This is a genomic window from Novosphingobium acidiphilum DSM 19966, from assembly GCF_000429005.1.
Taxonomy (GTDB): Bacteria; Pseudomonadota; Alphaproteobacteria; order Sphingomonadales; family Sphingomonadaceae; genus Novosphingobium; species Novosphingobium acidiphilum.
The window spans coordinates 38524-58547 of sequence record NZ_AUBA01000003.1 but is presented as its reverse complement, the minus strand read 5'-3'; the positions used below and the strand labels follow the sequence as shown (position 1 = coordinate 58547).

Sequence of the window (20024 nt, the reverse complement as noted above, 5' to 3'; positions counted from 1 at the left end):
GATCCTAAATTGCAGGCGCCAGGCGATAATGGCTGACCCCCCATTCGCTGCCGCCAGCGTGGCCGAACAGGCCCTCTGTGGCAAGATAGAACAACCGCCAGCGCCGCCGCCAGCGCGCGGCATCCGCGCCATAGACCTCGTGCAGCACCGTGTCGATTTCGGCGCGATTGGCATCGAACAGCGTCAGCCAGTCGCGCGCGGTGCGCGCATAATGTTTGCCCGACCAGCGCCATTGCGCCTCAACCCGGAACAGATCGGGAAACTGCGCGATCAGGCCGTGGCTGGGCATGATCCCGCCGGTAAAGAAATGCTGCGCGATCCAGTCGGTGCGGTCGGCGGTGTCAAACCGATAGGGCTGTGACTTGTGGGTAAAGACGTGGACAAACAGCCGGCCTTCGGGGGCCAGCCAGTAGCGCACGCGTGCCAGCAATGCCTGCCAGTTGGACATGTGTTCGAACATTTCGACCGACACCACGCGGTCGAACACCGCCTGCGGGCAGAACGTGTTCATGTCGGCGGTGATCACTGTCAGATTGGTCAGGCCGCGCGCCGCGGCCTGCGCCTCGATATGGCGGCGTTGCGGCGCGGAATTGGACACCGCGGTGATCCGCGCCCCGGGAAACCGTTCGGCCATGAACAGGCTGAGCGAGCCCCAGCCGCAACCCAGTTCCAGAATGCGCTGTCCATCGGCCAGATCGGCATGGGCCACGGTTTCTTGCAGCGCCAGGATCTCGGCCTGGTCCAGTATTTCGGTGCCGGTGGGATACAGACAACACGAATATTTGCGCCGCGCCCCCAGCGACAGTTCGAAAAAGCGGGGCGGCAGTTCATAGTGCTGCGCGTTGGCCGCGTCGGTGTGTTCGGCAATGGCAAAGGCATCCATGTCGCGCGCAAACCGTGCCGATGTGTCGGGCCCCCGCGCCAGGCTGCGCCGCCGTGTGCCAACCAGATAACGGATGCCGGCGCGGGTTACCCGATCGGGCAGGGGGGTGGCTTCGACCGCGCGGATCGCAGCAGGAACAAGTGCCTCGACAAGTGTCATGGTTCGGATTTTCCCAGGATCGGAATGGGCCAGAAGGCGCGAATGCGCCGCTGGGTATCGGCAAAGGCGGCGCCCCGGCTGCGCAGCATATGCGCCTCGAGCGGGGGAATGCCCGATCCGTGGACCAGCAGCACATACATCAGCACCGGACCTGCCAGCGTGATCCACATCGCCGGATCGGACGCACCCGCGCCGATCGCAATCACCGGCCAGGCCAGCCAGGCCAGCCATTCGAAGAAATAATTGGGATGGCGCGACAGGCTCCACAGCCCACGATCGCACACCCCGCCACGGTTTTCCGGACGCGCGCGATAGGCCGCCAGTTGTGCATCGGCGATGCCTTCGCCCGCCACCGCCACGATCAGCAGCCCGATCCCGGCCCAGTCGGTCCATTGCCCGAAGGGTGCCGGCGCGCGCCCGGCCGCCACGATCACCAGCGCCAGCGCCAGCGCCGCCGCCGCCTGGATCTGGGCAAACTGGAACAGGCGCCGATCGGCGTGTTGGCCCCACGACCGGCGCAACGCGGCATAGCGCGGATCATCGTGCCCGCCGCGCCCGCGCCACCAGATGTGCGTGCCAAGGCGAACCCCCCAGGCCAGCGCCAGCAGCGCAACCAGCACCTGCCGCGCTGGAACGGCACCCGCCACCGGGGCCATGGCGCCTGCCGCGCCCGCCGCCGCCGTGGCATAGGACCACACGACATCCATCATGCCCGATGATCCGGGTCGTCGCGCCAGCCACCAGGCAAACGACATTGCGACAAAAAGCCCAAAGGACAGGTACAAGGTCAGCAAGGGCAGTGTCATGGCATACCTTACGTATGTGGGGGAAAAGTGGATGCAGGACGGTGTCATTGCATCCGGCACGACTTGCGCTGCGTATCGATTGTGCGGTTATGAACAATTTTGCGGAGCGTGACAGATGCCTCTCGGTGATAACCCGGCGCCAGGACCCGCGCAAATCCCGGCGCAAAAGGTTGCGGTTATCGGCAGCGGCATTTCCGGCCTGTCGGCGGCCTGGCTGTTAAGCCGTCATCATGATGTGCAGGTGTTCGAAGCCAGCGACCGTATTGGCGGGCACAGCAACACGGTCGAGGTGCAGGGCCGGCCGGTCGACACCGGGTTCATCGTCTACAACACGGCGACCTATCCCAACCTGACCGCGCTGTTTGACCATCTGGGCGTGGCGACACGGGCCACCGACATGGGTTTTGCGGTTTCGCTGGACCAGGGCCGGCTGGAATATGCCGGGGGTAATCTGGGCGGGCTGTTTGCGCAAAAGCGCAATCTGGCCTCGCCCCGGTTCTGGCGGATGCTGTCCGACCTGGTGCGGTTCTATCGCCAGGCGCCGCGTGATCTGCCCGATCTGCACGATGTGTCGCTGGGCGATTATCTGGACCGGCTGGGGATGAGCACCGCGTTTCGCGACGATCACCTTTATCCGATGGCGGCGGCGATCTGGTCGACCCCGGTGGCGATGATCCCCGATCAACCGGCGGCCGCGTTCATCCGTTTTTGCGAAAACCATGGCCTGCTCAATCTGGGCACGCGCCCGGCGTGGCGCACCGTCGAAGGCGGCAGCCGCGCCTATGTCGAACGTCTGTCGGCCCCCTTTGCCGACGCGATCCACACCGCGACCCCGGTGCGGTCGATCCGCCGCCTGCCCCATGGCGTGGAATTGCAGACCGATGCGGGCCCGGCGCGGTTCGATGCGGTGGTCGTGGCCACCCACGCCGACCGCGCGCTGGCGCTGCTGGCCGATGCCGATGCCGATGAACGCCGCGTGCTGGGGGCCTTTGGCTATCGCCCCAATCTGGCCGTGCTGCATTCAGACACCGCGCTGATGCCGCTGCGCAGGCGCGTATGGTCGGCGTGGAACTATGCCAGCATCGGCGATACGTCCGATCCGTCGCTGTCGGTAACCTACTGGATGAACCGGCTGCAAACCTGGCTGCCCGACGATCTGCCGCTGTTTGTCACGTTGAACCCGCTGCACATGCCCGATCCGGCCAAAGTGCACGCCACGATCGCCTATGATCACCCGGTGTTCGACATGCCAGCAGGCCGCGCCCAGGGCCAGTTGTGGGATTTGCAGGGCCGCCGCCGCACGTGGTTTTGCGGCGCGCATTTCGGCGCAGGGTTTCACGAGGACGGATTGCAAGCGGGGCTGGCCGTGGCCGAAGATATCGGCGGTGTGCGCCGCCCCTGGCAGGTCGCCGACGAATCCGGGCGGATCCAGATCACGCGGCCCGCGATCCCGGCGAAGGCGGCCTGATGGCGGCGTCGGCGCTGTATGTGGGGCACGTCATGCACCATCGGCTGCGCCCGCGCGTGCACCGGCTGCGCTATCGCCTGTTTTCGCTGCTGCTTGATCTGGATGAAATCGACGATCTGGCCGGACGCCTGCGGCTGTTTTCGCGCGGGCGGTTCAACCTGATGGCATTTTATGACCGCGACCATGGCGATGGCAGCACCCGGCCCTTGCGCGCGCAGATCGATGCGCTGATGGCCGAGGCGGGCCTGCCGCATGGCGGGGCAATCCGGTTGCTGACCATGCCGCGGCTGTTCGGATTTGCCTTCAATCCGCTGTCGATGTGGTTTTGCCACGATCGTGCCGGGGCGCTGTCGGCGATCATCTACGAGGTCAACAACACCTTTGGCGAACGCCACAGCTATCTGCTGCCGGCGTCTGCCGCCGCAGGCGAGGATGTGCAGCAGGACGTGACCAAGCGGTTCCACGTTTCGCCGTTCCTGCCGATGGCGATGACCTATGCGTTTCGGGTAAAGCCGCCCGCAGACCGGTTGGCCGTGGCGATCACCGCATCTGATGCGCAAGGCCCGGTGCTGTTTGCCGTGCACAAGGCCGACCGTACCGAACTGACCGACGCAGCGCTGCTGCGTGCCGCGGTGACCCACCCGTTGCTGACGATCAAGGTCGTCATCGGCATCGGTTGGGAAGCGCTGCGCCTGTGGCTGAAACGGGTGCCGGTGCACCATCATCCCGGCACCGCGCCGCCTGAGCCGGTAACCTTTTCCCCGTCGCTTTCGAAAGGCACGATCTCTTGAGTTCTTCTGCATCGCTGACGCGCGAGACGGGCGCATCCTATCCGCTGCGCGGTGGCCCGATCATGCGCGGCGTGCGCCGCTGGCTGGCGCAACTGGACAAAGGCAGCCTGTCGCTGGTCCTGCCCGACGGGCGCGAAATCCATCACCACGGCACCCAGCCCGGACCGCATGGCCAGCTTAGCCTGCACACCTGGCGCGGCTTGCGCCGCCTGTTGTGGCGCGGCGATCTGGGCTTTGCCGAAGGCTATATCGCAGGCGACTGGACCAGCACCGATCTGGTGCGGCTGATCGCGCTGGGCGCGGTCAACCTGTCGGGGCTGGACTCGGTGATGGACGGCGGTCTGCCGGTCCGCGTGTTGCGCCGGATGGTCCATGCCCTGCGCAGCAACAGCATGCGCGGCAGCAAACGCAACATCGCCTTTCACTATGATCTGGGCAACGATTTCTACCGGCCCTGGCTGGACCAAAGCATGACCTATTCCTCTGCGCTGGCCTTTGCGAATGGCCAGACGCTGGAGGCGGCGCAGGCGCACAAGCTGGATCGCATCGCGCAACTGGTGGGCGCAGCGCCCGGGGCAAAGGTGCTGGAAATAGGCTGTGGCTGGGGCGCGTTGGCGGCGCATCTGGCGCGTGGTGGCGCGCATGTGACCGGCCTGACGCTGTCGCAGGAACAGCTGGCCTTTGCGCAAGAACGGATGGCGCATGCAGGCCTGACCGGACAGGTCGATCTGCAATTGCGCGATTATCGCGAAGAGGCCGGCACTTACGACGCGATCGTGTCGATCGAGATGCTCGAAGCGGTGGGCGAGGCGTGGTGGCCGACCTATTTCCGCCAGATCCACGATCGGCTGGCGCCCGGCGGTCGCGCGGTGTTGCAGGTGATCACCATCGCCGAAGACAGGTTTGCACATTACCGGCAGGCGCCCGATTTTATCCAGCACTATGTGTTTCCCGGCGGCATGCTGCCCACGCGCAGCATCATGGCCAGCCAGGCGCGCGGCGCGGGCCTGGCGCTGACCCACGAGGAACAGTTTGCCCCGGCCTATGCCGCCACGCTGGCCGAATGGCGGCGCCGGTTCGATGCCGCGCGCGACGGCATGGCCGCGCACGGGTTTGACGACCAGTTCTGCCGGATGTGGACGTACTACTTGTGCTATTGCGAGGCAGGCTTTGCCACCGGGCAAATCGATGTCGGGCTCTACGTGCTGGAAAAACCGGCATGATCGCGCGGCGCGCCGTGCTGGGCGGGGGGCTGGGCGGTGCCCTGGCGCTGATGCTGCCCGACGTGGCGCGCGCCGCAGTGCAGACGATGCCCGCTTTGCGCCAGCTGCGGTTTGACGTGTGGCGCGGATCGCGTCAGCTGGGCACGCACGAACTGGTGTTTCAACCCCGCCCCGATGGCTTTGTGGTCGACGTGGCCGTCGACATCGCGTTCCGCGTCGGGCCGATCACGCTGTATCGCTACAACCACCATGCGCAGGAACGCTGGGCCAATGGCCAGGTTGCCGAGCTTTCCACGCGGACCGACGACAACGGCACCGCCCACCACGTAACCGGCAGGCGCGAAAACACCGGTCTGGTGATCCAGGCCGATCGTGCCGCGCCCTATACCGCGCCGGCCGATGCCCTGCCCGCAACCCACTGGAACCACCGCGAACTCGACGGACCCTGGATCAACACGCAGTCAGGCGAACTGATCCACCCGCGCGTCACGCCCGAAGCGCCGGCCCTGGTCGAAACCGCCAATGCCGGCCGCCTGCGGGTGCATCGCTATGCGCTGTCCGGCCCGGTCACGCTGGACTTGTGGTATGACGACGCGCTGAACTGGGCGGGTCTGAGTTTCGTCAAGGGCGGCGCCGAAGTCCGCTACGCGCGCCGCGCCTGACCCGCGCTCAACGCGCGGGGTGCGCCTTGCGCCAGGCCCTGACCGCGTCCAGCGTCCTGGTCACGTGGCCATTGGGGCTGAGCGCGCTATAGGCCAGGATGATCTTGCCGTCGGGCGCGATGACAAAGCTGGTGCGGTCCGACATCGAAAACAGCGGCATCTTGACGCGATAGGCATCGATGATCGCGGTGCTGGCCACACCCACCGCAAACTTGTTGCGGCATTCGGTCACCGAAAACTTGCCCAGCTTGTCGATCGGATCGTGCGCCAGGCCGATCACGGTCGCGCCCGCGGCGGCAAATTGCGCGGTGGCGTCGGAAAAGTCGTGCGCCTCGATCGTGCAGCCGCTGGTGAACGCGGCAGGGAAGAAATAGAGCACGACCGGCCCCTTTTTCAGCGCGTCCTGCAGGCGGAACTCAAAAGGTTTGCCCGCGATCACGGCCTGCGTGATGACCGGCGGCGCGCTGGCCCCGATCGGCAGCGCGGCAAAGACCGGGGTGGTCGCAACGGTTACCGAAGCCAGCGCGATCAGCGGCGCGAAATGGCGAAAGGTCAGGGCCATGGACATATCTCCTTTGATAGGGACAATACGCCCATACCTTGCCAGTGGATGCAAGCTGTCCGCAGGGGTCGATCACGCCATGATGCGCCGCAGGGGGCGCGCGCAGACATGCTGCACCAGCCCCGCGATGTCGACGAACGCCGGGTGCGCGGTCATCCGCAGCACGATCAGCCACAGCATCCCGCCCAGCACCGCAGCACCCGCCAGCGCGCCCGCACCCACCGCATCGGGCCCCAGCCACAGGCCATAGACCAACCCCAGCGGCGCCAGCGCAGCCAGGCTGGCCAGCGCGCTTTTGCCATAGATCATGGCCAACGCACGGCGATCAAACCCGACAACCTGGTCCATCAACCGCGCATAGAGCAGCACCCAGACCACGCCATAGACCAGGCGCGAGGCACCGGCCCCGTTCAGACCCCAGTGACACCCCGCCCACAACAGCACGACCGATGCCAGTGTATCGATCACATTGCGCACGATCAGTTGCCCGCTGCGCCCCATCAGCACCGGCAGATCGCAATGCAGCGGCATCGCGCACAGCACGATTTCCAGCAGGGCCACCATCCCCAGCACCGGCGCAACCCCCGCCCAGGCCGGACCATACAGCAGCCGCACGATCGGCCGCGCTGCCAGCGCAAGGCCCGCCATGCCCGGCCAAAGCACCGCGGTATAACCCGCGACCACACGCAGATAGGCCGGCCCCAAAGGCTCACCCCGGTCGCGAATGCGGGCAAAGGCGGGAAAGAACACCTGCCCGATGGCGCCGGCGATCAGCATGCGAAACTGGTCCGACAGCCCGACCGCGCGGCTGAACAGCCCGACCGCACCCAGCGACAGAAACCGCCCCACCACCATATCGGGCATCCGGCTGCCAAGCGCCCCTGTCACCGTAATCAGGCTGAGCCGCGATCCCGAACCCAGTATCGGCGCGATCCCGTCAAAGCGCAGCGGCCACAGTGCCGTCGGCCGCATGATCTGCGCGATGATCGCGCGTACCACCGCGCTTGCCAGCGTGGCCCAGGCCAGCGACGCGGCGCCCCAGCCCCACGCAGCCAGCGCGATTGCCACCCCACCCTGCGTTACCGCGCCACCAAGACTGACCACGAAATGGCCGTGAAACCCCATCGTGCGGCTGAGCACCGCCAGCGGCATCACCGTCAACGGCATGCACAGGTAGCTGCCCGCGATGATCAGCAGGATCGGGACGAGGCCCGGCTGATGATAGACATGCGCCGCCGGCACCGCGACCAGCGCGATCACGCTGGCCAGCGCCAGCGCGAACACCACGGCAACCGTGCTGCTGCGCGACAGGTCATCGCGCGTCAGTTGCGGCAGGGCGGCCACATGGCGCGCCATGCCGAAATCCTGGATCACCGCGATCACCAGCGCCAGCGCCATCGCGATCGAGAACAGCCCCAGATCCGCCGGGCCCAGAAACCACCGCGATATCACCACCGAACTGACAAACTGGATGGCAAAACCCAGGTATTGCCCGGCCATGGCCCAGACCGCGGCACCGCGCACGCCCATGCTGGCGGACCGGGATGACGCCTGGCCGGCGGTCATCGCACGCGGCCCGTTGTCCATCGCGCCAGGGTCGCGCGCGCACGACCGATTGCCACCGATCCCAGCGCACGGCGGGCCGACGGATGGCGTGCCGGCACGCCTGCGGGCCGCGCACGCACGGCATCGTCAAGCGACACCATGCCCGCGCGCACGCTGGCGTCGGCCATGCGCCACCACATCCGGCCAAATTCGGTGGTGATCAGCGCGCTGTCATCGGGCGTCAGCGCGCGGGCGGCGCGGAATGCGTGATCGACCTGTTCCAGAATGCGGCCAAGGCGGTCAAGCGTCGGCACATCCGGCACCGCCGCTCCACCGGTAAAATGGACAAGCATCAGCCGCGCCACCGCGTCCGCATCGGCGCCGAAGTGCTGCCCGTGCATGGCGGCCAGAACCGCCCCGGCGCTTTGATCCATGCGCCGGGTGAACCGCTGCGATGCCCCGCCCGGATGAATGCGATAGGTCAGCAGCGGCTGATCGATCCGCGCCAGCATGCCCAGCTTTGCCAGGCGATGGTAGAAATCGAAATCTTCGGCATAAAGCCGACAGGTGCGTTCGAACACATCGAGCCTGCGCGCTGCATCGGCGCGAAACATCACCGATGACCAGACCAGCGGATTGCCGAACTGCATCCGCCAGGCAATCAGCGCAGGCGTGGTGCGCACCGGCGCGCGCGGCGGCCGGATTTTGTCCGATTCCAGCAGATCGACCGCGCTTGCTACCAGCACCGCATCGGGATGGGCATCCAGCCAGGCGGCCTGGATGGAAAAACGCTGCGGGTGGCACAGATCGTCCTGATCAAGCCCGACGATATAGCGGCCGCGCGCGGCGGCAAAGGCGATGTTGCGGGCGACCACCGGCCCGCCGTTGACAGGCGCGGCAATCACGCGGATGCGCGGATCAGCCAACGCCTGCAGCCGCGCCAGCGTGTCGTCGGTCGATGCGTCATCGACCACCACCAGTTCGAAATCGGGGCAATCCTGTGCCAGCACGCTGGCAATGGTGTCCTCGATCAGCCCCGCGCCATTGTACGCGGCCATGACCACGCTGATCAGGGGCACAGGCGTCGCCGTCATGCCGCAGCCCGGCGCAACTTGCGTGGCGCGGCCAAATCGATCGCCCGGTCATCCATTACCTGGTCATCCAGCACCTGGTCGACGATCATCTGGCCGACATCGTTCTGCCACAGCCACAGCCCGTTGGCCTTGCCGCGAAAGCTGGGCTCCCCCCCCAGCCGCCCCCACGGCACGAACCCGGCGGCCAGACCGATGCCGAACGCGCCCGGCACCACCGCACCATCGGCGGCCATGATCCGGCAATGGCGATCGACCATCGGCCCCGGCACATCGCCATCGCTGGCCAGCACGATCGGCGCGCCCCGGGCGTCGAACAGCGGCAAGGCGCGCGGGCGGTATCCGGTGGCCCCGATCACCAGATCGGCGCGGGCGATCTGCGCGCGCGCGGCCGCATCATCGTGCAGATCGAGCCGGAACAGCGCCAGACGCGGATCGGGCACCCGCCCGCCGATAGCCAGCGCGCGCAACAGCAATTCGCGCGATTCCAGCCGGAACCCGGCCAGGCGATAGACAAACCCGCTGACCGGGCAGATGTCGGCATCGGTGAAATCGGTAAACCCGTCGTCGCGGGCCGCCTGGGCCGAATGATAGAACGGTCGCAACGGGCGACGGTGCATGACCGTAATCGCATCCGCGCCCAGCGGCAATTCGGCCCCGGCCTTCAACAGCCGCACCACGGTCGCCAGCGCAGTGGTCGATCCGCCGATGATGGCAATGCGCGGCGCACGCACCCCGTTCAGCCGCTGCACCATCGCCTCCAGCCCGCCGCTGCGCATGACATCGTCGGCAATCACCAGGCGATCACCGGCCAGATCGCCCAGCGTGCTGCCCGCAATCGGCGCCTGCGCCACATCGGGCGCGCGCATCTGCCCGCCGGTTGCCAGCACGATGTGGCGCGACACCACGTCATAGGCATCGCCATGATGCGGCTTCACCGTTGTCGCCCACAGCCCCTCGGGCGTCTGGCGCGCGGCAATCGCATCGTGGCCGGTCAGCACCGCACCGCCGTGGTCGGTCACGATATCGGCCAGGCGCTGCCCCGTTACCGCCAGCAGATCGCCCGCCACTGTCAACGGCGCGCCCAATGCGCCGACATGCTGCGCCATTGCCGTTGCCGCCGGATGGTCGGCCAGCGCCGCCAGGCGCGCCTCGGGATTGTCCTTGATTGCGCTCAGAAAGGTTTCCGCGGTGGTGTCCGAACGGATCGCATAGTCGCCCAATCGGCCCGCCCCCAGCGTGGCCGCGCGTTCGACCACGGCCAGACCGCCGGCGGCGAGTGCGCCCAGCCGCCCCTGCTTGGCCGCCGCCGTCAGCAGCGCGGTACCCGCAGGCCCCCCACCGATCACCAGTGTCGAATGAACCGGCCGGCGCGGCCGCGCAACCGCATCCGCCGTGCCTGCCAGCGCAGCAATCACATGGCGCAAGGCTGCGGCCACCAACCGCACATCGGCCGCAGTCATCGCATCGGTGATCGGCAGCGACACGATCCGCCGCGCGACATCATCGGCAACCGGCGTCGCCTCGATCTGCGCGGTGCGCCGGAAAAACGGCTGTTGTCCCAGATGCGGGCTGAAATAGGTACCCGCGCCCACGCCCAGTTCGGCCAGCATCGCGATGATCCGCGCGCGCTGCGAGGCGAGATGTTCGGGCAGCAGCAGCGACCAGAACTGGAAACATTGCCGGCCGCCGTCTGCCGCCTGGATCGCGAATTCGGGCAGTTGCGCACGATAGCATGCACCCAGCGCCGCACGGTGTGCGGCAACCGTGTCGATTTCGTTCAGCTTGGCCCCCGCGAGCAGCCCCGACACTTCGGACAATTTCGCATTCAGGCCGGGCATGTCGGCGCTGCGCGCATCGCCGAATCCGAAATTGGCCATCCGCCGCAACGTGTCGATCAGCGCGGTATCGCCGCTATGCACCAGCCCGCCTTCGGCGGTGGCAAAGGTCTTGGTGGCGTGCATCGAATAGACCACCGCCAGCGACGCGCCCGCGCCGAAATTCATGCCCCTGCCATCGATCGAACCCAGCGAGGCGGCAGCATCGATGACCACGGTCACATCGTGACGGCGCGCCAGCCATTGATAGCGTTCGAGATCGAGGCTGCGCCCGAATGTGGCATAAGGTACAAGCGCGGCGATGCGCCCGGCATGGCGGCGCAGCAGCGCCTCTTCGATGGCGGGGTCGCTGGCCCAGGTCTGGGCATCGATATCGTGGATCAGCGGGATCAGCCCGGCCCACACCGCCGCCTGCGCCGTGGCGGCAAAGGTCAGCGCCGGCACACAGGCAAAATAGCCGCGGTTGGCACGATCGCCGATGCCGTGGCGCAGCGCCAGCATCAGGCCAGCGGTGGCGTTCGACACCGCCAGGCATGCGCCGCGTCCGCCAAACAGCCGATCGGTCACATCGCGTTCGAACTGGCGCACGACCGGGCCGCCGTTGCTGTAGATCTGGCGCGTCTCGATTGCGCGCAGGGCATTGCCCATCGTGCTCAGACGCGCTGGATTGGGTTGGATCAGGGGTAGATGGACCATCGTGGCAAGGACCTGCAGATCGGGGTTGGCACGCTGCCAAACTAACACCGGTCTGTCAGGTTAACCGTCGTGATGTTGCGGTTTTGATCCTTACGATGGTTAAATTCGGTTTGATTTCAAAGATTCCAGACCGGACTGTCCGGATAAAGTACACCCCTTGCGGGAAAGATTGCCAAACGCGGCGTCGCCGCGCGGCTCAGCAGGCGGCAATGCCAGCCTTGGCCGATTGCGAATCACGCGCCGGTCATACCGAAACGCCCGGCCACCGCTGATCGGTGGCCGGGCGCATGGCGATGGCGGATGCCATCGGCAATCGCGAAGGCGATCTGTGGTCAGGCGGTCGCGGTGGCAATGCGGCGACGGAACACCAGGCCGATCACGCCCAGACCCATCAACCCGATCATGCCGGGTTCGGGCACGGCAGTACCGCCCGAGCTGGAAGAACTGGAGATATTGCCGACAACGTCACCCAGCATCTGACACGAAGGACACGATGGGGCCAGCCATTCACCCCAAAGATTGATCGATGTGCCCATGAACGTCACCATGTCCTGGTGGCCGGTCTGATCGAGCGTATAGGTATTGCCCTGATAGCTGATCGTGCTGCCCGGCAGGATCGTGACGTTGTACATGTCCATCGGCATCGCGCCGCCGGTAAAGCTCGAAAAATTGCCATTGAAACTGACATTGACATCGTTGCCAACCAGCGAGCCGTTGCCCGTTGCCGTATCCACCGTCAACGTGGCGCTGAACGGTGCCTGACCGGGGGCCGGGCCGACATTGGCAATGGTCAGACCCGGGCTGCCGCTTTCGGTGTAGCTATACACATCGGCATAGGCGTTCGAACCGGCGGCAAATGCACAGGCAGCAGCAGCGCCGACCCACAGCATGCGATAAAGATTGCTCATTGAACGGGCTCCGAACCTGGTGATTTGCTGAATCCTTTGTTAGCCATCGGATAGCCTGAATCGGGAAACAACTGCAATGGCGTTAACCTTGCCATGCTGTCTCAAATTCGCACATTGGCGTGCGGTCGACGCCGCCGGCCAGGCAGAACCCGGGTCATGTGATCGGAAAAACGATGCCAGGCCAAATTCGATTCTGTTTCATTTCTGTGAAAATACTTAAAAAGGTTGCACAGAACTGTGCCGTGGCAATCGCGGCATCTGCGGATCGGCCCGGCAACGGGTGTGGTGTTGCAGATTTGCACTTCTGTAACGAATGGCAGTTATGTCGCAATCCATGACCGGCCATCTTCATCACCGCCATCATGCCCGCAACAGGTTCCGATCGGCATGCGCAACCGTGGTGCTGGGGCTGACTGCGGCCTGTTCGACACAACACGCACCGCAGGCCGGATATCAGGCGGCGGCCGATGCCGTCGCGCGCAACGATTATCGCACCGCCGATACGATCCTGGCACAGACGCTGCAGACCGAGCAGCAGGACAACCGCGTGCTGTTCCTGGCGGGTAAAGTCGCTCTTGAACAAGGGGATGCGCAACGCGCGGCGGGCCTGTTGGAAAAACTGGCACAGCGCGACGCGATGGCCAGGCCGCCGGTCTATACCGACCAGGTGCGGCCCCTGCTGGCAAAGGCGCAGCTGGCGCTCAACAACCTGCCCGGCGCATTGCATACGCTGGGCAACGCCTATTTGTCCGACCCCGTTTCGTGCGCGGTCGAAGTGCGCGTGCTGTCGGCGGCGGGCGAATATCGCCATGCCATCGAAGTGCTCGATGCAGGGCTCAAGGCGTTTCCCCAGGCGGTCGATCTGCAAGTGCTCGACGGCATCCGTGCGCAAACGCTGGGCCAGACCGATCGGGCAGATGCGATTGCCGCGCGCTTGCTGAAAAGCGATCCCGACACCATCGAAGTGCTGATCTTTGCCGGGCGCCTGGCCATGGCAGAGCGCCGGATGGCCGATGCCAAGCGGATTTTCAGCCATGTCCACGATCTGCGTCCCGATCACCACGGTGCGCTGCTTGCGCTCGCCAGCATTGCGCGCGATGCCGGCGATATGGCGGCCGAACAGCACTGGGTCGATCTGGCGCGTCGCACAGGCAGCAGCGATCCGGCAACGGCGTCGTTTGCGGCGGAACTGGCGCTGGCAGCCGGTCACGCCGACGAAGCCGACCGGATTCTTGCGCACGTCGACGACGTGGGCGCGGCCAATGCGCCCTTGCGCATGCTCAAGGGCCTGATCAATGCCCAGCTCGACCGGCGTGATATCGCGATCGAGCAGTTGACGAATTACCTGGCACACGGCGGGCAGGACAGCCGCGCCCGGCTGGCGCTGGCCGTCATGCTGACCAGGCAGGGCGACAAGGTGCGCGCCTGGCAGGCGCTCAAACCGCTCGCCGACGAAGCCAATGCCGCACAGGCACCCTTGCAACTGGCGGCCGCCCTGGCCGCTGCCAACCACGATCCTGCCGCGCCCACATATGCCGCGCGTGCCAATGCGCTCGCCCACGATGACCATCGCGACCTGGCCGCCGCCAATGACGCGATCAACGCGGCCGACTGGCACCGTGCCGATGCGATCTACACCCGGCTGCTCGGCACGATGCAGGGCAATCGCGTCGTGCTGCTGAACAATGACGCCTATGTCAAAATCAATCTGGGCGATGCCAATGGCGCGGTCGCGCTGGCCCGGCAGGCCGCAGCCCTGGCGCCCAACGACCCCACCGTGCTCGATACGCTGGGCTGGGCGCTGTTCAAGGCCGGCGGCGCCAATGCCGAAGCGGCGTCGGTGCTGGCCCGGGCCGCCACCATGCAGCCCGGCAACCCGACGATCCGCGCGCATCTGCTGGCTGTGCGATCGCCCGGCTGACAGACCTTCAGAAGCTGTATCTGACCGAACCGGTCACGCTCTTGGTGTTGGGCACCAGCACGGTGATGCCGTTGCGCACGACATTGGCATCGCTGTAATTCAGCCCCAGATTGGCCGAGAGCCCTCGCGCCATGGCATAGAGCACGCCGACCGATCCCGCCACTTCGGGTGAACCGTCGATCTGCCCGTAATGCCCCTCGGCTGACAGGCCAAGCGTGCCGATCTTGGTCCGCGCACCGCTCGACACGAACCAGCGGTGCAGATCAAGCCCGCGCCCGGTCATCGTCTCGTAACCAAGCCCCAGATCGTAGATCGAGCTGCCATAGGTCAGATCGCCGACCACACCGGCTGCATCGGAGTGCAAGGTGCCCAGTCGGTCGGCAAGCTGGACTTCACTCTCGCGAAACCGCGCCGAAAAGCGCCAGTCATGATCGAATATCGGGCGATGATAGACCCCGCCAAGTTCGAAATCGCCATTCTGATCAACCACTGCCGAGGTGTTGACCGGGCCGAACCGCACCTGATAGCCGCCGCCCCAGCGCGACAGCTGACCCAGGAAATCATCATACCCCAGCACCGTTTCGCCATAGCCGGGGCGACGCCGCGTATCGTTGCGCACCAGATTGCCGACCTGGCCCACAAACAGCGTGCCCCAGCTCGACCGCACATAGCCGGTCACCGCATCGTTGAAATACGGGTGCCCGCCCGAATAGGTGTTGCAATAGGCGGCGCAGACCGAATTGTAGAGGCCGGGCCCGCTGGTGAACTGCGCAAAATAGACCGCGCCCAGCGTCCAGCGATTGGCCAGCCGCTGCGAAATATCGACCTGGCCATTGGCGGCAAATCCGGGATCATCGCCCGACACGACATAGGCGCGTTGAAAATTGTGCTGCCAGGCCAGGTCCGCGACCCCGCTGACCACCACAGTCGCCTGGCCCACCGCGAACGCCAGCGGTTCATCAAGCGTATCGAGATTGCCATAGCCGAGCAGCGGCCTGGCACCGTGGGCGGCGGGCGGCGGCACACTGTCGCTGCTCGCCAGGGCGGTTTCGGCGAAATTGGCAGCATTGGCGTTGGCCGCCACGGCGATCGGGTTGCCGGCAGGCATCCTGCCGTTATCGATGATGGCACGCACGACCGCGCCGCGCACCGGCGGCGCCGTGTCCGACCCCGCAGTCACGGTGGTATCGGCGGCATCGAGATCGCCATAGGGCAGGATCAACGCGGCCGCATGGACAGGGCCGGTCCAGGCGATGGCCCATGCACCGAACACGATCGGAAAAAGGGCGCGGTGTCTGGCCATGGCGTTACCCCCGCGCCTTGAAATATGTGGCCGTGATATGATCGGCCAGCGCATAGCCCAGCTTGGTCGATGCCTGATGGTCGCGCAGCCAGTGGACGCCGCCATAGATCCGGCTCATGCCGTTTTCTTCGGACAGTTGCGATAGCGAGGTGAAATGGCGCGTCTTGCCGCGCAGCACCGGCCAGATCACCTGATCGGGGGCCTGATGGCTGAACGATACCGCATCGCCGCCCAGCACATGCGCCAGCGTTCGCGTCGCCGCCGATCCCAGCGCGGAATGCCCGGCGATATAGCTGGGGAAATTCGGGGTGTTGATCACCGTTTTCCATTTGGGGTCTGGCACCACGCGCGGATCGGGATTGGCAAATTGGCGCGCCCGCACGCGAATGGCGGTCTCTGGCCGCAGGATGTCAAAGCTGTATTTGTTGTACCAGGCCACGATCGATGCGTCGCACTGCCCCATCCCGATCAGCGCATAGGCACGCGCCTTTTCCAGAAAGCCAAAGCCGCGCATGGCCAGCAGTTGCATGGCAATCTGCGCCAGATGTCCGCTGGTGGTCGCCCCCCAGGGACCATCTTCCCAGAAAATGGCGATTTGCGTCTGATCGGCGGTGCGAATGGTGCTGTCGCCCGCGCCAAGCGTGTGCAGCAGATGAAATTCCTCGGCAAATTCGGGGCTGCGCGGATCATAGAACGGGTCCGCGCGCCAGGCTTTGACGTTCTGGATCGACCATGGCTTGATCTTGCCCTGCCCGGCATTCAGCCCGCGGGCATAATCATCGAAAGCCGGCCCCGGATGGGTGGCATAGTGCTCGCCCGTCGGCAGCCATTGCAGGACATCGCCACGGCGGGGCCAGTTGTGGAAATAATAGGGCAGCTTGCTCGAACCCGACCCGTCGAACGTGCGCATCTTGACAAAATGCAGCCCGACCTTGCGCCCCCATTCGGCCCCGAGCGATTTGGCCGCACCATCGGTAAACCGCGTCATGAAGGCCAGGCGTTGCATGGTCAGCGGGGTCAGCAGCACTTCCGAAGCCACGGTGGCAAATGCCGCGCCATACGCCACTTCCGGATCCGCGCCCCGGGGCGCCGGACCAAGCCCGAAATTGTCCTCGAAGCGGCCGGATACCGCATTGGCCGCGACAAACCCGGCGATTGTCGGCCCGGCCAGGCAATAGGCCACGCGTGGTGGCGACAGCATCGAATCGCGGGCCTGCTGCACCAGCACATCGATCCAGAATGTCGCCGAATCAAAATCGCGTGCTGCGACGACCTGGCCGGCATAGGAGCCGGTTTTGCCAAAGGGCACCGCACAGCCGCTCAGGCACAACGAACCCAGCCCGGCACCGGCGCGTAAAAAGCTTCTGCGGTTCACCCTGATCCAGCCCTGATTGCCCGGTCGCTGACCAGCACCTTAGGGCAATGCGGTTAAGACCGGGTTTACCCCGACCTGACCGGCCCTTGCGCATGCGACCGACAGGCCCGGTCAATCGAACAATCGCGCCTGTTCCGCGCCGGTCCCCGACCACCGCTGCCGTGTACGATCGACCGTCAGGGCATCGTTCCAGGTGCGGCACAGGCCGAACGCGGCATCGCTATCGCTGCCAAGCCAGATCGGCCAATCGTGCGCGCGCACGATCACCGGCATGCGGTCATGCACCTGTGCCATCTGCGCGCAGGCATCGACCATGACCATGGCATAGGCATCGCCCCAGGCATCGGTCGGGCGCCACAGCCCGGCCACGGCAAATGGCGCGTCGCCGGGCAGAGCATACCAGGTGCGGGTCATCCGCCCCGCCGCCCCTTCCGCCTCGGCCCAGGCGCTGACCGGGATCAGGCAGCGGCGCGCGGCAAAGCTGGCTTTCCAGAATGCGGTGTGCAGTTTGTCATCGCGCGCATTGGTCACCGCCTTGGGCTTGAGCGGCTGGCCGCCCCGCCCTTTGAGCAGCAGCGGAAACCCCCAGATCATCGTGCGCACCACGCCGTCTGCCACCACCAGCCCGGGAGTGCCGGGATAGACCTCGTCCCCCCGGTTGGCTTCGATCCCGGCCACCGCATCGAACAATTGCGCTATCGCGGCGGTGCCGGCGTGCAGGCGATAAAGATTGCACATGCGCAGGCGCCGGTCAGGTCAGCCCGCGCGCGATCAGCAGTTCGCCGACCGCGCGGTGGGCCATGTCGATGGCGGCATTGGTAAAGGCCTGCGCCGCCGCATCCGAATTGGCGATCGTGATCCGCCCCCATGGTTGCCGCCCGATCACATGCGGGCGTTCGCGTTCGGGCAGATCGGGATCGCCCAGCGTGTCATAGGTATAGGCATACCCGTGCGGCCAGCGGTTCACCGTGATAGCCAGGATGTCGCGGTTGTGGTCAAAGCCATGCGGCCCCAGCATTGCCTGCAACTGGTCGCGCACCGCGCGTTCGCTGACGTCCCACGGGGTGTTCAGCATGTCGGCACGCCCGGCGCGGTGCTGGTCGCGGCGCGGCGCGCCCGGCGCATTGGGATTGCGGATCATCTTGACCACCACCGGATCGTCCACGCTGGCAGGCCCGGCATAGGCGCCGATGCTGATCGCCGGTTCGAGCATGGCGGTGGTGTGATACCCAAACGGCGCATGGATCTGGCGCACGCCCGCCGCCTGCCACGCACGGGCATTGCGCAGAACCACGCTGGTATATTGCATCGGCACCTTGCTGGCATAGCGCAGGGCTTCGCGCTGATGTTCGGGCAATTCGGGCGCGATGAACGGGATGATGGCGTTGAAACAGGCCGGAACAACGCCCGCGGCGGTGACGCTGGCGCGGGTGCCGTCGGGGCGGGCATAGACCACGCGCACCGCCTGTTCGAGCGTTGTCGGCACCGTGCCGTGGCTGGCATCGGTCAGATGTTCGACGCGCACGACAATGCTCGACAGGCGGATGCGGGTCGGGTTGGTCGGCAGGTCAAGCTGTGTGTAATCGGCGCGCGCGGCCACCACGCTGTCCATGTCGTGCGCATCGGGGATGGCGTGGGGCACCAGCAGCCCCACCAGCAGCCGCGCGATCGAGGCATTGCCGTCGGGAAAATGAAAATTGTCGCTTTCCGCCTCGATCGCCTCGGCAATCTGCATCCCGGCAAAGCCTGGCGCATGGCCGCGCATCGCGGTCCACGCCGGGCACGTGTCGACGCGCATGTTGTTGCGATAGCCCTGGCCTGCGAAAAACCGCAGCGCCTCATTCCCCAGCCCCACGTGCCGGGTCAGAAAATCCTGATAACTCATGTTTTTCAACGCATCGGCGCGCGCCTGCGGGGTAAGCCCCGGCAACCAGTCGCGCGGATCGGTGTAAAGCCGCACCAGTTCGGCGCGCGCACCACCCGACAGCGGCGCTTGTGCAAAGAATGTCTGCCATGGCGCCTTGCGATAACCGGCGACCAGCCGGTCCGCGCCGAAATGCGCCTTGTCAAACCAGACGCCCGCCCCCATCCCGGCAAACACCGTGGCCGACCGGTCGTAGCGCGCCTGTGTGGCTGGATCGATGCCCAGTTCGGGCAGCAGGCCCCTGGCGACATAGCTGTAGGGAAACGGCGTTTCGATGCTCATCGTCCCGCCGTACGAAACGATCGTTCGGCCGTTGACATGAAATTCGTTGCGCTTGGCATGGCCGCCGAAATCATCGTGGTTGTCGAGGATCAGGATGCGCTGCGCCTGGCCCAGCGCAGCCCGCCAGAAATGCGCTGCGGACAATCCGGAAATGCCGCCACCCACAACCACCAGATCATAGTGTTCGCCGCTGTCCAACGCGCTGACCGGTCCGGCAAAACCGCCATCGCGCGCGTCGTGCGCTGCCTCGAAACTGCCCGGATATTGCCCGCGCAGGCCCGCGCGCGCCGGGGGGTACAGCGCCGCATCGGGCGCGGCTGACACAGCGGGCGCCGCGCGTGCCGGTTCGGCCCCGATCAATCCCAGAATGGTGCCTGCCCCAACCCCGCCCAGGAAATCGCGCCGCGCCACATGCGTTTGCCCTGCCGCACCGGCAGCAGCGCCATCCGACAGATCGGATCGGGTGTCTTGGGTCATGGTCAATCCCGAAAAAGCAGGGGCCTGGTCACGCAGGCCGACAATGCACGATCCGGACCGCCTTGCCCATAGCCGGGCACGGTGTCGCTTTTCAAAGGATGACCGCGGCG

Annotated in this window: 16 protein-coding genes; 5 read left to right on the top strand and 11 right to left on the bottom strand. The window is 65.9% G+C overall.

The genetic code is table 11. The features are described from left to right. Nucleotides 1-4 precede the first annotated feature (4 nt). Together G404_RS0103020 and G404_RS0103015 are read right to left on the bottom strand one after the other, a co-directional pair. The gene (locus G404_RS0103020; protein ID WP_036520189.1) at nucleotides 5-1042 is read right to left on the bottom strand and encodes an SAM-dependent methyltransferase; all 1038 of its coding nucleotides are present in this window, start codon (nucleotides 1040-1042) and stop codon (nucleotides 5-7) included. Then, on the bottom strand, nucleotides 1039-1848 hold the full coding sequence (locus G404_RS0103015; protein WP_028639777.1) for a DUF1295 domain-containing protein: 810 nt from the start codon (nucleotides 1846-1848) through the stop codon (nucleotides 1039-1041). Before G404_RS0103015 ends, G404_RS0103020 begins: the two co-directional genes overlap by 4 nt. Before the next feature lie 115 nt (nucleotides 1849-1963). On the opposite strand from G404_RS0103015, the gene G404_RS0103010 reads away from it, so the two are divergent. Genes G404_RS0103010 through G404_RS0102995 form a run of 4 tightly spaced genes read left to right on the top strand, consistent with a single transcriptional unit; the run spans nucleotide 1964 to nucleotide 5992 of the window. Beyond that, nucleotides 1964-3316 (top strand): NAD(P)/FAD-dependent oxidoreductase, encoded by a 1353-nt coding sequence (locus G404_RS0103010; protein WP_028639776.1) that lies wholly within the window; start codon nucleotides 1964-1966, stop codon nucleotides 3314-3316. Further along, nucleotides 3316-4107 (top strand): DUF1365 domain-containing protein, encoded by a 792-nt coding sequence (locus tag G404_RS0103005; RefSeq protein ID WP_028639775.1) that lies wholly within the window; start codon nucleotides 3316-3318, stop codon nucleotides 4105-4107. The genes G404_RS0103010 and G404_RS0103005 overlap by 1 nt, the downstream gene beginning before the upstream one ends. Continuing rightward, complete coding sequence (locus tag G404_RS0103000) at nucleotides 4104-5330, top strand: SAM-dependent methyltransferase (RefSeq protein ID WP_211230723.1); 1227 nt, start codon at nucleotides 4104-4106, stop codon at nucleotides 5328-5330. The genes G404_RS0103005 and G404_RS0103000 overlap by 4 nt, the downstream gene beginning before the upstream one ends. Beyond that, a complete protein-coding gene (locus G404_RS0102995) occupies nucleotides 5327-5992 on the top strand; it encodes a DUF6134 family protein (RefSeq protein ID WP_028639773.1) in 666 nt (221 codons plus the stop codon). The genes G404_RS0103000 and G404_RS0102995 overlap by 4 nt, the downstream gene beginning before the upstream one ends. A 7-nt stretch (nucleotides 5993-5999) precedes the next feature. On the opposite strand, the gene G404_RS0102990 is transcribed toward G404_RS0102995, so the two are convergent. The 5 genes from G404_RS0102990 to G404_RS0102970 form a co-directional block, all read right to left on the bottom strand. Next, nucleotides 6000-6554 carry a peroxiredoxin gene (locus tag G404_RS0102990; RefSeq protein ID WP_211230722.1) on the bottom strand — a complete coding sequence of 185 codons (555 nt, stop codon included), beginning with the start codon at nucleotides 6552-6554 and terminating at the stop codon, nucleotides 6000-6002. A 72-nt stretch (nucleotides 6555-6626) separates the two neighbouring features. After that, complete coding sequence (locus G404_RS0102985; RefSeq protein WP_051280148.1) at nucleotides 6627-8120, bottom strand: oligosaccharide flippase family protein; 1494 nt, start codon at nucleotides 8118-8120, stop codon at nucleotides 6627-6629. After that, on the bottom strand, nucleotides 8117-9193 hold the full coding sequence (locus G404_RS17865) for a glycosyltransferase family 2 protein (protein WP_051280080.1): 1077 nt from the start codon (nucleotides 9191-9193) through the stop codon (nucleotides 8117-8119). The genes G404_RS0102985 and G404_RS17865 overlap by 4 nt, the downstream gene beginning before the upstream one ends. After that, on the bottom strand, nucleotides 9190-11724 hold the full coding sequence (locus tag G404_RS17860; protein ID WP_036520186.1) for a DegT/DnrJ/EryC1/StrS family aminotransferase: 2535 nt from the start codon (nucleotides 11722-11724) through the stop codon (nucleotides 9190-9192). The genes G404_RS17865 and G404_RS17860 overlap by 4 nt, the downstream gene beginning before the upstream one ends. Nucleotides 11725-12056: 332 nt before the next feature. Further along, nucleotides 12057-12632 (bottom strand): PEP-CTERM sorting domain-containing protein, encoded by a 576-nt coding sequence (locus G404_RS0102970; RefSeq protein WP_028639770.1) that lies wholly within the window; start codon nucleotides 12630-12632, stop codon nucleotides 12057-12059. Nucleotides 12633-12966: 334 nt separating this feature from the next. Between G404_RS0102970 and G404_RS0102965 the strand changes: the two genes are divergently transcribed. Further along, nucleotides 12967-14553, top strand: coding sequence for a tetratricopeptide repeat protein (locus G404_RS0102965; protein ID WP_028639769.1), 1587 nt, complete (start codon nucleotides 12967-12969; stop codon nucleotides 14551-14553). Nucleotides 14554-14560: 7 nt separating this feature from the next. On the opposite strand, the gene G404_RS0102960 is transcribed toward G404_RS0102965, so the two are convergent. The 4 genes from G404_RS0102960 to G404_RS0102945 all read right to left on the bottom strand — a co-directional run bounded on the left by G404_RS0102960 (nucleotide 14561) and on the right by G404_RS0102945 (nucleotide 19914). Further along, nucleotides 14561-15856, bottom strand: a complete 1296-nt coding sequence (locus G404_RS0102960; protein ID WP_028639768.1) for a hypothetical protein — start codon at nucleotides 15854-15856, stop codon at nucleotides 14561-14563. A 4-nt stretch (nucleotides 15857-15860) separates the two neighbouring features. Next, a complete protein-coding gene (locus tag G404_RS0102955; protein WP_156906170.1) occupies nucleotides 15861-17231 on the bottom strand; it encodes a vanadium-dependent haloperoxidase in 1371 nt (456 codons plus the stop codon). A gap of 111 nt (nucleotides 17232-17342) precedes the next feature. Beyond that, nucleotides 17343-17969 (bottom strand): SOS response-associated peptidase, encoded by a 627-nt coding sequence (locus G404_RS0102950; RefSeq protein ID WP_028639766.1) that lies wholly within the window; start codon nucleotides 17967-17969, stop codon nucleotides 17343-17345. Between the two features lie 13 nt (nucleotides 17970-17982). Beyond that, entirely contained in the window at nucleotides 17983-19914 is a 1932-nt protein-coding gene (locus G404_RS0102945) for an NAD(P)/FAD-dependent oxidoreductase (protein ID WP_084600978.1), read from the bottom strand. Nucleotides 19915-20024: the final 110 nt, after the last annotated feature.

What these genes read in the sequence shown, in the direction of transcription:
- G404_RS0103020 (WP_036520189.1), bottom strand. Translation starts at nt 1,042, where the DNA reads ATGACACTTGTCGAGGCACTTGTTCCTGCTGCGATCCGCGCGGTCGAA.
- G404_RS0103015 (WP_028639777.1), bottom strand. Translation starts at nt 1,848, where the DNA reads ATGACACTGCCCTTGCTGACCTTGTACCTGTCCTTTGGGCTTTTTGTC.
- G404_RS0103010 (WP_028639776.1), top strand. Translation starts at nt 1,964, where the DNA reads ATGCCTCTCGGTGATAACCCGGCGCCAGGACCCGCGCAAATCCCGGCG.
- G404_RS0103005 (WP_028639775.1), top strand. Translation starts at nt 3,316, where the DNA reads ATGGCGGCGTCGGCGCTGTATGTGGGGCACGTCATGCACCATCGGCTG.
- G404_RS0102995 (WP_028639773.1), top strand. Translation starts at nt 5,327, where the DNA reads ATGATCGCGCGGCGCGCCGTGCTGGGCGGGGGGCTGGGCGGTGCCCTG.
- G404_RS0102990 (WP_211230722.1), bottom strand. Translation starts at nt 6,554, where the DNA reads ATGGCCCTGACCTTTCGCCATTTCGCGCCGCTGATCGCGCTGGCTTCG.
- G404_RS0102985 (WP_051280148.1), bottom strand. Translation starts at nt 8,120, where the DNA reads ATGACCGCCGGCCAGGCGTCATCCCGGTCCGCCAGCATGGGCGTGCGC.
- G404_RS17865 (WP_051280080.1), bottom strand. Translation starts at nt 9,193, where the DNA reads ATGACGGCGACGCCTGTGCCCCTGATCAGCGTGGTCATGGCCGCGTAC.
- G404_RS17860 (WP_036520186.1), bottom strand. Translation starts at nt 11,724, where the DNA reads ATGGTCCATCTACCCCTGATCCAACCCAATCCAGCGCGTCTGAGCACG.
- G404_RS0102970 (WP_028639770.1), bottom strand. Translation starts at nt 12,632, where the DNA reads ATGAGCAATCTTTATCGCATGCTGTGGGTCGGCGCTGCTGCTGCCTGT.
- G404_RS0102965 (WP_028639769.1), top strand. Translation starts at nt 12,967, where the DNA reads ATGACCGGCCATCTTCATCACCGCCATCATGCCCGCAACAGGTTCCGA.
- G404_RS0102960 (WP_028639768.1), bottom strand. Translation starts at nt 15,856, where the DNA reads ATGGCCAGACACCGCGCCCTTTTTCCGATCGTGTTCGGTGCATGGGCC.
- G404_RS0102950 (WP_028639766.1), bottom strand. Translation starts at nt 17,969, where the DNA reads ATGTGCAATCTTTATCGCCTGCACGCCGGCACCGCCGCGATAGCGCAA.
- G404_RS0102945 (WP_084600978.1), bottom strand. Translation starts at nt 19,914, where the DNA reads ATGACCCAAGACACCCGATCCGATCTGTCGGATGGCGCTGCTGCCGGT.